Origin of the sequence: Staphylococcus sp. EG-SA-10 (assembly GCF_017151945.1) — a bacterium.
Lineage (GTDB): Bacteria > Bacillota > Bacilli > Staphylococcales > Staphylococcaceae > Staphylococcus > Staphylococcus aureus.
Genome location: NZ_JACVZJ010000005.1, coordinates 93,639 through 107,923, shown reverse-complemented (window position 1 = coordinate 107,923; position 14,285 = coordinate 93,639). Strand labels below are relative to the sequence as shown.

The 14,285-nt window shown below is 33.5% G+C and carries 12 protein-coding genes; all 12 read right to left on the bottom strand.

Annotation, left to right across the window (positions count from 1 at the left end):
• Positions 1 to 536: 536 nt before the first annotated feature.
• The 12 genes from trxB to prfB all read right to left on the bottom strand — a co-directional run bounded on the left by trxB (position 537) and on the right by prfB (position 14,279).
• A complete protein-coding gene (gene trxB, locus IDG45_RS06140) occupies positions 537 to 1,466 on the bottom strand; it encodes a thioredoxin-disulfide reductase (protein ID WP_000134962.1) in 930 nt (309 codons plus the stop codon).
• Between the two features lie 66 nt (positions 1,467 to 1,532).
• On the bottom strand, positions 1,533 to 2,972 hold the full coding sequence (locus tag IDG45_RS06135; protein ID WP_000057563.1) for a tetratricopeptide repeat protein: 1,440 nt from the start codon (positions 2,970 to 2,972) through the stop codon (positions 1,533 to 1,535).
• Between the two features lie 7 nt (positions 2,973 to 2,979).
• Positions 2,980 to 3,465, bottom strand: a complete 486-nt coding sequence (locus IDG45_RS06130) for an acyltransferase (RefSeq protein WP_001224802.1) — start codon at positions 3,463 to 3,465, stop codon at positions 2,980 to 2,982.
• 7 nt (positions 3,466 to 3,472) lie between these two features.
• Positions 3,473 to 4,312, bottom strand: coding sequence for a prolipoprotein diacylglyceryl transferase (gene lgt, locus IDG45_RS06125; protein ID WP_000513300.1), 840 nt, complete (start codon positions 4,310 to 4,312; stop codon positions 3,473 to 3,475).
• Between the two features lie 5 nt (positions 4,313 to 4,317).
• Positions 4,318 to 5,250, bottom strand: coding sequence for an HPr(Ser) kinase/phosphatase (hprK, locus tag IDG45_RS06120; RefSeq protein WP_000958224.1), 933 nt, complete (start codon positions 5,248 to 5,250; stop codon positions 4,318 to 4,320).
• A 505-nt stretch (positions 5,251 to 5,755) separates the two neighbouring features.
• Positions 5,756 to 8,602, bottom strand: coding sequence for an excinuclease ABC subunit UvrA (gene uvrA, locus IDG45_RS06115; RefSeq protein WP_000662690.1), 2,847 nt, complete (start codon positions 8,600 to 8,602; stop codon positions 5,756 to 5,758).
• 7 nt (positions 8,603 to 8,609) lie between these two features.
• Positions 8,610 to 10,595 (bottom strand): excinuclease ABC subunit UvrB, encoded by a 1,986-nt coding sequence (gene uvrB, locus IDG45_RS06110; RefSeq protein ID WP_168779965.1) that lies wholly within the window; start codon positions 10,593 to 10,595, stop codon positions 8,610 to 8,612.
• 268 nt (positions 10,596 to 10,863) lie between these two features.
• Entirely contained in the window at positions 10,864 to 11,100 is a 237-nt protein-coding gene (locus IDG45_RS06105; RefSeq protein ID WP_000638419.1) for a CsbA family protein, read from the bottom strand.
• On the bottom strand, positions 11,097 to 11,747 hold the full coding sequence (locus IDG45_RS06100; RefSeq protein WP_000538143.1) for a YfbR-like 5'-deoxynucleotidase: 651 nt from the start codon (positions 11,745 to 11,747) through the stop codon (positions 11,097 to 11,099). Before IDG45_RS06100 ends, IDG45_RS06105 begins: the two co-directional genes overlap by 4 nt.
• A 173-nt stretch (positions 11,748 to 11,920) precedes the next feature.
• Complete coding sequence (locus tag IDG45_RS06095) at positions 11,921 to 12,760, bottom strand: murein hydrolase LDP (RefSeq protein WP_000749388.1); 840 nt, start codon at positions 12,758 to 12,760, stop codon at positions 11,921 to 11,923.
• A gap of 147 nt (positions 12,761 to 12,907) precedes the next feature.
• The gene (locus IDG45_RS06090) at positions 12,908 to 13,015 is read right to left on the bottom strand and encodes a hypothetical protein (protein ID WP_072358033.1); all 108 of its coding nucleotides are present in this window, start codon (positions 13,013 to 13,015) and stop codon (positions 12,908 to 12,910) included.
• Positions 13,016 to 13,168: 153 nt separating this feature from the next.
• Positions 13,169 to 14,279, bottom strand: a protein-coding gene (prfB, locus tag IDG45_RS06085; protein WP_014533095.1) for a peptide chain release factor 2 whose coding sequence is annotated in 2 segments (ribosomal slippage) — positions 13,169 to 14,206 and positions 14,208 to 14,279 — 1,110 coding nt in all. Because the reading frame shifts where the segments join, the coding sequence is not laid out codon by codon here.
• Positions 14,280 to 14,285: the final 6 nt, after the last annotated feature.

Here is a 14,285-nt window from a genome sequence, read left to right as displayed (position 1 = left end):
GGGGCCCCAACACAGAGAATTTCGAAAAGAAATTCTACAAGCAATGCGAGTTGGGGTGTGGGCCCCAACAAAGAGAAATTGGATTCCCAATTTCTACAGACAATGCAAGTTGGCGGGGCCCCAACACAGAAGCTGACGAAAAGTCAGCTTACGATAATGTGCAAGTTGGGGCGGGACAACGATAAAGAAATACTTTTTCTATAGAAATTAGTATTTCTTATGCATGAGTTTTACTCATGTATTCCTATTTTTAAGTACACATTAGCTGTGGCTAATGTGTAAGAACCACTACATAATAAATCATTAGTGGCTCTTTATCATTTCTGTCCCACTCCCATAAAGTTATAAGTTTAATATAACATATAAAAAAACTAGAACTCATTGAAACGCACAAATGATACGTGCTAAGTTCTAGTTTTCTATATAATTTGTTTTAATTTAAAAGAAAGACATTATTTTAACAATGTGATGACACTATTAAAATAAATATCCAAATAATTTACAACTCAACATCTTAATTCGACTTCGAATTAAGCTTAATCGTTTAAATGTTCAATATATTCCGCTGCACTTTGCGCTGCAATACTACCATCGCCAGTAGCAGTGACAATTTGGCGTAAACCTTTGTCGCGAACATCTCCTGCTGCAAAAATACCTGGTACTGATGTTGTCATATCATCTTTTGTCACAATATAACCAACATCATTTGTAATACCTAAGTCTTTAAATGGCGCTGTTAATGGTTTCATACCAATATAGATGAATACACCATCAGCCTCGTGTGTTTCTTCTGAACCATCTTTTGTAGACGTTAATGTCACAGAACCCACTTTGCCGTCTTTTTCATTAATTGATTTCAAAGTATGACTCCAAATAAAGTCGATTTTATCATTTTTGAATGCTCTATCTTGTAAAATACGCTGTGCACGTAACTCATCACGACGGTGAACGATTGTTACTTTGTCAGCAAATTTAGTTAAGAATGTTCCCTCTTCTACTGCTGAGTCACCACCACCGATAACGAATAGGCGTTTATTTTTAAAGAATGCACCATCACATACTGCACAATAACTTACACCGCGTCCACCAAGTTCTTGTTCACCCGGAACACCAATTTTCTTGTATTCTGCACCTGTAGCAATAATGACCGCTTTAGCTGTTAATTCTTTGTTACCAAAGTTAATCACTTTATATTCGCCTTTATCTTCTACAGATTTAATATCTCCATATTGATAAACTGCACCAAACTTTTTAGCGTGTTCAAACATTTTTGTAGATAAATCTGGACCTGTAATCATTTCGAAACCAGGGAAGTTCTCTACTTCTTCTGTATTAGCCATTTGACCGCCTGGAATACCTCTTTCAATCATAACTGTTTTTAAATTAGCACGTGATGCGTATACTGCAGCAGTCATACCAGCTGGACCTGCACCGATAATTGCTATATCAAAATCTATTTCAGTCATTTTATTAACGCCTCCTCATTATTAATCATTATGCGCATTATATAATAAATCTAACTTTTCATAAATCTATATGCTCAAGAGAAATTCAATCATTTTGTTCAGTTTATATTGTGTTATGCCTAACCATGTTGTAATTTGGTTCTTTGTAACGTTTCGAGGTTGATTTTTAAAATACAAATAAATAAACGCACCGATATATGGCTCAACATCAGTTAAATCTACTTTTTCAGCAATTATGAGTTCACCTTGATTAATCCATGCAACCATTAAATCATTTTCACTTACAAATAATTCATTATGGTAAAGGGTTAACAAGCCGCGATGAATGAAGTCTAATTTATTGAGCGTTAAACCTTGAACTAAATACGTTAAATACAATTTCTCATAATTATTTAGATTTTCCAGAACCTGCCAAATACTTTCCGTCATCACAATTTCTTTGCCATTTAATTGATCCAATAAAAAAATACCATATAAACGATAATGACTGTCATCACTTTGAAGTAATGGCAAAATATGTTGGTCAAAAACTTCTTTGCTATTTTCAATTACCCAAGGAGCATGTCCAATTTCCACTTTAGAAATTTGCTTCAATTTATCCCAGTAGTAATGACTTTCGTCTTCTTCACCTAAATAATAATAATTATATGCTAAAGCATTGTACATTTGAATTGATAAAAATTTCCCTTTTTTATATAAAGGGTACAACAATTGTTGTGATGCACGATACTGCTTTAAATAACTTAAAACAATGCCCAATTTAAAACTTTCATCATCATTCATAGGTACAACTTTATTTAATATTTTTAAATACTTTTGGTACTGTTCATTTTCCTTAGTGTTATAAAGTAGCAAAGTATAATGGCATAATGCATATATATCTGTACTATCCTCTTGTAATAGTGCTTCGTACAATGCTTTAGCCGTATCATATTCACCGAGATATAAATAACACATTGCCAGTAAATTACGTACGACACGATGATCTTGAACTTCTTGTGGTTGATGTAAGACATAATTCTTTGCATCTTTTAATCGACCTTGAGAAAAAAGATATTGGAATAGTATTTGAACTACAAACAATTGAGCTTCAAGTTCAATTTGTTCTTCACTTTGATATTTCACATCAAACATTTGATCTAATTCATCTCTATAATCTTGGTCGTCGCTAACAATAACATAATTAATACCAAACAAGAATGCCTTGTTTGGTTCGTTAACTTCAATGTTGAGCTGACTCAATTCATAAAAGCTATCTTCTAGATGCCTATTATAAATAATATTGTCATAAAATAAATGTTCTGCTTTTTTAGCAATACCAAGTTGCACTAGACATTGTGCATAATCAATTTGAATTTCCAGATCATCAGGTGACAATTCTAACACTTTTTCAAAGTATTCAGCAGCTCGTTTATATTCTCTTTGTTTAAACTTCTGATTAGCCATTTTACGATAAAATGCATCATCAAAAGTCATTGGAATTACATTATTATTCTTTTGCGCCATAAAATTGTCACCTCCTAATCATTTTTATATACATAGGGTTGCCATATGCAAATCCATTATCCGGTATATCTTTTGAAACAACCGTACCAGCTGCAACTTTTACATTGTCACCAATCGTTATACCGGGTAAAATGGTAGTATTTGCACCAATCAAAGTGTTAGATCCTATCGTCACTGGTCCATAACGAAATTCATCAACTAATGCTTCATGCGTCAAAATTGTTACATTGTAACCAATAACACTGTTACTACCAATCGTAATCAGTTCTGGATAAAAAATATCTAACATTACTTTATAAGCTATCGACGATTGATTACCGATATTAATATTTAAAAGTTGTTTATATATATGTCTTTTCAGTACCATACTTGGAATAAATTTCGAAAATTCAATGATGATTACATTCTTAAAAACTTTCGAAAATTTAACAAGACGGTATACATGCCATAAAGGGTTTGTATGATGATATGTTTTTGATAAAAATTTTCTCAAAATATCACTACTTCACTTTTTTTGTTGGCCATGGAAGCGCCCCAACTTTGCTAAACAACGGTGGATTATACTTAATCCTTCTATATACAATTAAACTTATACTTATTAAAATTAAAAGAATTGATACTAATTGTGCAACTCTAATATTACTTGTGAGCATTAAGCTATCTGTACGTAATCCTTCTATAAAGAATCGACCAATTGAATACCAAGTTAAATATAAAAAGAATGTTTCTCCTAATTTTAAATGTTTACGAATATTAACTAAGATAATAAATCCAGCGACATCCCAAATGGATTCATATAAGAATGTTGGATGATAATATTGGCCGTTAATATACATATTTTCTATTATAAAATTAGGCAAATGTAATTGTTCTAAAAAAGCGCGTGACACAGGTCCACCATGTGCCTCGTGATTCATAAAGTTACCCCAGCGACCAATTCCTTGCGCTAAAATTATACTTGGCGCAACGATATCACCAATTTGAAATGGGTTTAAATTTTTCACTTTACATACAATAACACCAGCAATAAAGCCACCTATTAAACCACCATGTATTGCTATACCACCATGCCATATTTTAATAATTTCACCTGGATTTTCCGCGTAATATGGCCATTGGAAAATCACGAAATAGATTCGTGCCGCGATAAATCCAAATAGTGCACTATAAAAAATAATATCTACTAAAGTATCTTTATGTAATCCTGCTTTAACTAGTGCACGTTGTGCAACAAAGTAACCAAGTAGTATTCCGACAGCAATGATAATTCCATACCATCGTACACTCAGTGGTCCTAAGTTAAATGCCACAGGATCTATATAGTTAAATACAATACCCATTCAACCTACTCCTCACTCTTATGACTGTTCTTGATAATTTCTTCATTTAATCTTTCACTAAATTCTTCGGCAGTGTTAATGCCCATGATATTTAATCGATAGTTCATTGCAGCGACCTCAATAATTACCGCAACATTTCTACCAGGTCTTACAGGTATTGTTTTTTTAGTGATTTCAGTATCTAAAATACTTAACGTCTCTTCGTTAAGACCTACGCGGTCATATAACTTTTGCTTGTTCCAGTTTTCCAAATTAATATTTAATCTAATTCGTTTTTCAGTTAATATTGAACCCGCGCCAAATAAAGTCATAACATTGATAATACCTAGTCCACGTATTTCTAATAGGTGTTCTATTAACTTTGGTGGTTTCCCTATTAGTTCATCTTTATTAATTTGACGTATTTCTACATTATCATCTGCTACTAATCTATGCCCACGTTTAACTAACTCCAACGCAGTCTCACTTTTACCTATTCCTGAATCACCGGTAATTAGTACACCAACACCGTAAACATCTACTAAAACACCATGTAAAGATGTCGTCTTTGCAAGTGCATGCTCTAAAAACGTTGTTAAGCGACTCATTAAACTTGTAGTCGCATCTTTAGCAACTATAAGTGGCGTATTTAATTCTTTTGCAGCTTCAACTAATTCTTCTGGTGGCTGCAATCCACGTGTTACAATAATTGCAGGCGTTTCTGGTCTGCATAGTTTACGCATACGACCTGCACGATCCTTATCTGGTAATAAATTGTAAAACGATAGTTCCGTTGTTCCTAATAGTTGTATTCTATCTGACGCATAATGTGAAAAATAACCTGCCATCTCTAAGCCCGGTCTTGATATATCAGCATTTTTAATTGGCTTCGATAATCCTTCTTCACCAGCGATTAAATCTAACTTTAATGTTTCAACTAGTTTTTCTGTCGTTAACATGGGTTCTCCTCAATTGTATTTATCCCTACTCTTACATCTCTTCTTATCATATCAAAAATATAACACCAATCTACATTGAAAAGCTAAAATAAATATTAATTGTTCATTATTGTTATTATTTTACAAGTCAATATCAATCATTAATTTATTGCTTGCTTAATTTACATGGTTCATATCGCCATAAAATTCCGAGCCATAAATCAATGACCTAAGCTCTACAATGATATATTGGAATTAATTGGCGGGGCCCCAACACAGAGAAATTGGATTCCCAATTTCTACAGACAATGCTAGTTGGGGTGGGACGACGAAATAAATTTTGCGAAAATATCATTTCTGTCCCACTCCCATTCCTACGATTAGTCAAGTCTTTATGTTTATCTACTCTAGATTGACCCTATCTTAACATAATTCTTTTTACGCATCTTTTCTTTCTACTATTCATTACTAAATTAATAAAAAGAAGTGAAGGATAAATTTACAACATCCTTCACTTCTTTTAATCTTATTTATCTTCAGTATTTTGTTTATCTCGTTCAAGTACTTCTTTTAAATACTTTCCTGTATATGATGACTTTGTCTGAGCAATATCTTCGGGTGTGCCAGTCGCAACAATAGTACCACCGCCACTACCACCTTCAGGACCTAAGTCTATAATATAGTCTGCTGTTTTGATAACATCTAGGTTATGTTCAATAATTACAACAGTGTCACCATTTTCAACTAATCGGTTTAATACTTTTAATAATCTGCTAATATCGTCAACATGTAACCCTGTTGTCGGTTCGTCTAGAATATAAATAGATTTACCAGTTGAACGTTTATGAAGTTCAGATGCAAGTTTCACACGTTGAGCCTCACCACCTGATAACGTTGTAGCTTGTTGACCTAATGTGACGTATCCAAGACCAACATCAACTAGTGTTTGTAACTTGCGATTAATCTTAGGAATATTTTCAAAAAATTGTGTTGCTTCTTCAACAGTCATTTCTAAAATGTCAGCAATATTTTTACCTTTGTAAGTAACCTCTAGTGTCTCACGATTATATCGTTTACCATCACACACTTCACAAGGAACATAAACATCAGGTAAAAAATGCATTTCAATTTTAATAATACCGTCACCTTTACAAGCTTCACAGCGTCCACCTTTTACATTAAAACTAAAACGGCCTTTTTGATATCCTCGAATTTTAGCTTCATTTGTTTGCGCAAACACATCACGTATATCATCAAACACACCAGTATACGTTGCTGGATTAGAGCGTGGCGTTCTACCTATCGGTGATTGATCAATATCAATAATTTTATCAAGTTGATCAATACCTTCAATCTTATCGTACAATCCTGTCTTTACTTTAGATTTATTGATTTTTTGAGCTAATGATTTGTATAATACTTCATTTACTAATGAGCTTTTACCTGAACCTGATACACCTGTAACGACCGTCATGATTGATAGTGGTATGTCCACATCAACCCCTTTAAGGTTGTTACTTCTAGCTCCACGTATAGAAATTTTACGATCTGAAGCCGGTCTGCGATATTCAGGTACTTCAATACGTTTCTTACCACTCAAGTATTGTCCTGTTAAAGATTTTTTATCTTTCATTACCTTTTGAGGTGTACCACTAGAAACAATCTGTCCTCCATGCTCACCAGCACCAGGCCCTATGTCCACTAAGTAATCAGCCGCACGCATTGTATCATCATCGTGTTCAACTACAATTAAAGTATTTCCTAAATCTCTCATTTCTTTAAGTGTATTAATTAATCGATCATTATCTCTTTGATGCAGTCCAATTGATGGCTCATCTAATACATATAAGACACCAGTCAAACGTGACCCAATTTGCGTTGCCAATCGAATACGTTGTGCTTCACCACCTGAAAGTGTACCTGAAGCTCTGTTTAGCGTTAAATATTCAAGTCCCACATTATTTAAAAAAGTGAGTCGGGAAATAATTTCTTTCAATATTTGATTTGCAATCGCTTGATCTTGTTCTGACAAATTAATGTTTTTATAATAGTTCAGCGCTTGACTGATTGAGTATTCGACTACTTCACCAATATTTAAACCACCTACATAAACAGATAACGCTTCACGACTCAATCGCTTTCCATGACAAGTTTCGCAAGGTAGTTCGGTCATATATTTACTCATCATTTCACGTGTATATTCTGAAGGAGATTCATGGAATCGTCTACTTATATTAGGAACTACACCCTCGAAAACCATTGTTCGTTTTCTAGTACCACCTTGACGTTGTGTAAATGTAAATTCAATTTCTTTGTCACCCGAACCATACAATAAAATATCACGTTGACGTTCTGTTAACTTTTTAAAAGGTTTATCCATATTGATTTTATAAACTTCACAAACACGTTTTAACAATGTTGGATAAAAATCAGAACTCGTCGGTATCCATGGTTCTATTGCACCTTCGTTTAGCGTCTTATCTTTGTCAGGAACAACCAAGTCTACATCGACTGTTAACTTTTGACCTAAGCCATCACATGTTGGACAAGCACCAAAAGGACTGTTAAAGCTAAACATTCTTGGTTCTAATTCTCCGATTGAAAATCCACATATAGGACAAGCGTGGCTTTCTGAAAACTTAAGGTCTTCTCCGTCAATGACATCGACTGTTAATTGTCCTTCTGAAAGCTCTAACGCAGTTTCTATAGAGTCAGCTAGTCGTGTTTCAATTCCATCTTTAACAACTAATCGGTCTACAACAACTTCTATTGTATGATTCTTGTTCTTATCTAATGTAGGTACATCATTTACATCAACAATTTCGCCATCGATTCTTAAACGTACATAACCTTTTTTACCAATATCTTCGATTAGCTTTTCATGACTACCTTTACGATGAGCGATGACAGGTGCTAATAATTGAATCTTTGTACGTGCCTCTAATTCCATAATCCGGTCAACCATTTGTTGTACTGTTTGCGATTCAATTTCTATATTGTGATTTGGACAGTAAGGTTTACCAACACGTGCATATAACAAACGTATATAATCATATATTTCTGTTACTGTTGCAACAGTTGACCTTGGATTTTTACTTGTTGTTTTTTGATCTATTGAAATTGCTGGCGATAATCCTTCAATAGTATCAACATCTGGTTTGTCCATTTGCCCTAAAAATTGACGCGCATAGGCACTTAATGATTCAACATAACGTCGTTGTCCTTCAGCATATATAGTATCGAATGCTAATGACGATTTACCTGACCCAGATAATCCTGTCATAACAATTAATTTATTTTTAGGTAGTTCGATATCAATATCTTTCAAGTTATGCGCACGAGCACCTTTTACTACTATGGATGGTTCTTTCATTTACTTGTCACCCTTCTGCTTTTAATTCAAATAACATATCTCTTAATTCTGTAGCTTTCTCGAAATCTAAATCTTTCGCTGCTTGTTTCATTGCTTTTTCTATATTGTCGATTGTCTTTTGACGTTCTTTTTTCGTCATCTTCTTAGGTATCACAGTTTGTGCTTTGTCATTATTTTCGTCATTTTCAACAGTAGCACTAATTAAATCATGTATTTTTTTATTAATTGTTTTAGGTGTAATACCATGTTTTTCATTATGTTTCATCTGTATTTCTCGACGACGTTGTGTCTCATCAATTGCATACTTCATCGAATCAGTCATTTTATCGGCATACATAATGACTTCACCTTTATCGTTACGCGCAGCTCTACCTATTGTTTGAATTAATGAGCGGTTAGAACGTAAAAATCCTTCTTTATCTGCATCTAATATGACAACTAGAGAAACTTCTGGTATATCAATACCCTCTCTTAATAAATTAATACCTACGATAACATCATATGTACCCATTCGTAAGTCTCTAATTATTTCGATTCGTTCTAATGTTTTAATTTCAGAATGTAGATAGTTAACTTTAATGCCTGCTTCTTTCATATATGTGGTTAAATCTTCACTCATCTTTTTAGTGAGCGTTGTAACAAGTACTCTTTCATTACGCTCAACCCTTGTTTGAATTTCACTTAATAAATCGTCAATTTGATTTTCAGTAGGTCTAACCTCAATCTTAGGGTCCAGTAAACCAGTAGGACGAATAATTTGTTCAACCATCTTATCCGTATGTTCAATTTCGTATGGACCAGGCGTTGCAGATACATACACAAGTTGTTTCGTCTTTTCTTCAAATTCTTCAAATTTAAGTGGGCGGTTATCTAACGCACTTGGTAATCTAAATCCATGATCAACTAAAACTTGTTTTCGTGCTCTGTCTCCGTTATACATGCCACGAACTTGCGGTAACGTCACATGTGATTCATCAATCATTATTAACCAATCATCGCCAAAGTAATCCAATAAAGTATATGGTGTCGAACCTAGTGGTCGCAACGTTAAATGTACTGAATAGTTTTCAATTCCTGAACAGAACCCCATTTCTCGCATCATTTCTAAATCATAGTTGGTACGCTGTTCTAACCTTTGCGCTTCTAGTAATTTATTCTCATCTCGTAATTCTTTCAATCGTTCTTCCAATTCTTTTTCAATACGTTCAATCGCAACTTTCAACTTTTCTTCACGTGTTACGAAGTGAGAAGCTGGGAATATCGCAAAATGTTCTCTTTCTTTCAACACTTCACCTGTTAGGTAGTTAACTTCTCGAATACGGTCAATCTCATCGCCGAAAAACTCAACCCTTATACAAAGTTCTTCTTTAGAGGCTGGGAATATTTCAACTACATCACCACGCACTCGAAACGTTCCTCGTTGGAAATCGATGTCATTACGTGTATATTGCACATCTACAAGTTTTCTAAGTAATTCGCTTCTATCCATTTCCATACCAACTCGAACACTTACTACTAAATCTTTATATTCTTCAGGATTACCTAAACCATATATACAACTTACACTAGCAATAATAATTACATCATCGCGTTCAAATAATGCACTTGTAGCAGAATGTCGAAGTTGATCAATTTCATCATTGATTGAAGCATCTTTTTCAATAAAAGTGTCAGTAGACGGTACGTATGCCTCAGGTTGATAATAATCATAGTAACTTACAAAGTATTCCACCCTGTTTTCAGGAAAAAATTCTTTAAACTCACTATATAATTGTCCTGCTAATGTTTTGTTATGCGCGATAATTAACGTTGGTTTCCCAACTTCTTTAATAACATTACTCATCGTAAATGTTTTCCCTGTGCCAGTTGCACCTAATAAAGTTTGATGTCTTTTCCCCGCTTTAATACCTTCCACGATTTCCTTAATTGCTTGCGGTTGGTCACCTTGAGGCTCAAAATCAGAATGTATTTTAAAAGGATAATGTTCAACCATTGTCACATATGCCTCCTCTTTCAACGTATTATTTATATTTCCGCTCAACTCTTCGCTTTCTCATTACATATTTTAGCAAAGTAGTCACACAAAAAGCAAACGTTTGTTCGCAAAAATGTCGAACAAAGAAAAACAAACATAGTTGTGCTAACTATGCTTGCCTTAAATCAAATCGTTTATCTTGTTATTTTTAGTATGTAAATACACATTATATTAATCATCGCTTTGTTTCAACAAATTTGTTTGAAACATTATTTTAAAGTTAATCTTAGCGATCTTCATCTTGATGTTTATGAAATTCGAGTTGATCTATAATTAAATAACCAGCTAATAATGACACTACATCAATAAAAATAATCCACTCGTTATGGAAATACTCTTTATAGATTGAGGCACCAATTAAAATTAATGTCAGAATAGTACCGACCCATTTACTTCTTGTTATTACACTAAACAATACTACCAGGACACATGGAAAGAATGCTGCGCTAAAATACCATATCATTCATTTTCCTCTTTTCTTTTATATAAAATGTTCATGGTTGTTTCTCTTAATTCTGTTCTAGGTATAAAGTTTTCAGTCAACATTTCTGGAATGATATTATTAATAAAATCTTGTACAGATGCTAAATGGTCAAATTGAATAATTGTTTCTAGACTCATTTCATAAATTTCGAAAAATAATTCTTCGGGATTACGTTTTTGTATTTCTCCAAATGTTTCATAAAGTAAATCAATTTTATCAGCAACTGAAAGTATTTGGCCTTCTAATGAATCATCTTTACCTTCTTGCAGTCGTTGCTTATAAACATCTCTATATTGTAATGGAATTTCTTCTTCAATAAAGGTCTCTACCATTTCTTCTTCAACTTGCGAAAATAATTTTTTTAATTCACTACTCGCATATTTAACAGGTGTTTTTATATCACCAGTAAACACTTCAGCGAAATCATGATTTAATGCTTTTTCATATAAGCTTTTCCAATTAATCTTTCGTCCATGATATTCTTCAACTGTTGCTAGATATTGAGCAATTTTAGTTACTTTAAAGGAGTGTGCTGCAACATTGTGTTCAAAATATTTAAATTTTCCAGGTAATCTTATAAGTCTTTCCATATCTGATAATCTTTTAAAATATTGATGTACACCCATTTCAATTACCTCCTCCATTAATTAATCATAAATTATACTTTCTTTTTACATATCATTCAATTAAATATCATTTAAATATCTTCTTTATATAACTCTGATTAAATGATACCAAAAAATCCTCTCAACCTGTTACTTAAACAGGCTAAGAGGATAGTCTTGTCTTGATATATTACTTAGTGGATGTAATTATATTTTCCTGGATTTAAAATTGTTCTTGAAGATTTAACATTAAATCCAGCATAGTTCATTTCCGAAACAGTAATTGTTCCATTAGGGTTTACAGATTCAACAACACCAACATGTCCATATGGACCAGCAGCTGTTTGGAAAATAGCGCCAACTTCTGGTGTTTTATCTACTTTAAATCCTGCAACTTTTGCTGCGTAATTCCAGTTATTTGCATTGCCCCATAAACTTCCTATACTTCTACCTAATTGTGCACGACGATCGAAAGCATAATATGTGCAGTTTCCATAAGCATATAAGTTTCCTCTGTTAGCAACTGATTTATTGTAGTTATGTGCAACAGGTACAGTTGGTACTGATTTTTGTACTTGAGCAGGTTTGTATGCTACATTAACTGCCTTAGCTACTGCTTGCTTAGGTGCTTGCTTAACTACTACTTTTTTAGACGCTTGTTGTACAGGTTGTTTTACTACCTTTTTAGCTTGGCTTGCTTTTCTTACTGGCGATTTAACCACTTTAGTTTGTTTCACTTTATTTTGAGGCACAAGTGAAATCACATCACCAGGAAAAATTAAAGGTGTTACACCAGGATTGTATGAATATAATTGATTCAACGTTAAGTGATGCTCTAAAGCAATTTTATATAATGAATCGCCAGCAACTACTGTATAAGTTGTCGGTGATTGCGTTTGTGCTTGAACATTTGATACATAATTATGTTGAACAGGTGTTTTTACTTGTGTGCCATGTTGTTGTGCATGTGCTGCATTATTTAAAGCTAAAAAAGCTAATACTGACGAAACTGTCACTGTAAGAGATTTTTTCATCTTGCTGTCATTCCTTTGCTGTTAGTATTTTAAGTATGCAAATACTATAGCACAATACATTTTGTCAAAAGCTATTGTTATAACGATGTAATCAAATGGTTAACAATATAAAAAGAATACAACCTTTTATCATAGTGTAAAATGTATTCATATCATGTAATTGAGAACGTTTTCAATAATTAATTCAATACCTTGAAAATCGCCATAGGTAATATTACTAAATGCACACTGCATATGTTGTTTTAACAAACACAACTTTTAAAAAATATATTCTAACCCTATCTACCGAATTGTACTTAAATATTCATAAACAAATCATATTTCAAAATCTAATTTACAATTTATTTCGCTACCTTTAAAAAAACCAAAAACCGATGCCCTTTTAGAGCCTCGGTTTTAAAATATATATTAATCGTGCGACATTGTCTGTCTTAAATATGATTCGATAAATGGTCCAATGTCTCCATCCATCACTGCATCAACCTTACCTGTTTCTTCGTTCGTACGATGATCTTTCACCATTGAGTATGGATGGAAAACATATGATCTAATTTGGCTTCCCCATCCGATTTCTTTTTGTTCGCCACGAATTTCAGCCATTTCACGTGCCTGCTCTTCCAATTTTAATTGATATAATTTAGACTTTAACATTTTCATAGCTGCTTCACGGTTTTTAATTTGAGAACGTTCATTTTGGTTATTAACAACTATACCTGAGGGGTGGTGGGTAATTCGTATTGCCGATTCAGTTTTGTTAATATGCTGACCACCTGCACCAGAAGCTCTGAATGTATCAACTGTAATATCATCCGGATTGATTTCAATCTCTATTTCATCATTATTAAAATCTGGAATTACGTCGCATGATGCAAATGATGTATGGCGACGTCCTGATGAATCAAATGGAGAAATTCGTACTAGTCGGTGTACACCTTTTTCAGCTTTTAAATAACCATAAGCATTATGCCCTTTGATGAGCAATGTTACACTTTTAATCCCCGCTTCATCCCCAGGTAAATAATCAACAGTTTCAACTTTAAAGCCTTTCTTCTCACAATAACGTTGATACATTCTAAATAGCATATTAGCCCAATCTTGAGACTCCGTGCCACCTGCACCAGGATGTAACTCTAGAATTGCGTTATTGGCATCGTGAGGCCCATCTAATAATAATTGCAATTCGTATTCATCCACTTTAGCCTTAAAATTAATGACCTCTTGCTCTAAGTCTTCTTTCATTTCTTCATCAAATTCTTCTTGTAATAAATCCCAAGTGGCATCCATGTCATCTACTTCTGCTTGTAGTGCTTTATAACCATTAACTATTGCTTTTAACGCATTATTTTTATCTATAATATCTTGCGCTTTCGTTTGGTTATCCCAAAAATTAGGTTCTGCCATCATTTCTTCATATTCTTGAATATTAGTTTCTTTGTTCTCTAAGTCAAAGAGACCCCCTAATTTGTGTTAAATCTTGATTATACTTATCTATATTTCGTTTGATTTCTGATAATTCCATAGCCTT

Excerpts from the sequence above, each read along its gene's own strand:
- hprK (WP_000958224.1), bottom strand. The coding sequence starts at position 5,250 with ATGTTAACGACAGAAAAACTAGTTGAAACATTAAAGTTAGATTTAATC.
- uvrA (WP_000662690.1), bottom strand. The coding sequence starts at position 8,602 with ATGAAAGAACCATCCATAGTAGTAAAAGGTGCTCGTGCGCATAACTTG.
- IDG45_RS06100 (WP_000538143.1), bottom strand. The coding sequence starts at position 11,747 with ATGGGTGTACATCAATATTTTAAAAGATTATCAGATATGGAAAGACTT.
- IDG45_RS06105 (WP_000638419.1), bottom strand. The coding sequence starts at position 11,100 with ATGATATGGTATTTTAGCGCAGCATTCTTTCCATGTGTCCTGGTAGTA.
- IDG45_RS06095 (WP_000749388.1), bottom strand. The coding sequence starts at position 12,760 with ATGAAAAAATCTCTTACAGTGACAGTTTCGTCAGTATTAGCTTTTTTA.
- IDG45_RS06135 (WP_000057563.1), bottom strand. The coding sequence starts at position 2,972 with ATGGCGCAAAAGAATAATAATGTAATTCCAATGACTTTTGATGATGCA.
- trxB (WP_000134962.1), bottom strand. The coding sequence starts at position 1,466 with ATGACTGAAATAGATTTTGATATAGCAATTATCGGTGCAGGTCCAGCT.
- uvrB (WP_168779965.1), bottom strand. The coding sequence starts at position 10,595 with ATGGTTGAACATTATCCTTTTAAAATACATTCTGATTTTGAGCCTCAA.
- lgt (WP_000513300.1), bottom strand. The coding sequence starts at position 4,312 with ATGGGTATTGTATTTAACTATATAGATCCTGTGGCATTTAACTTAGGA.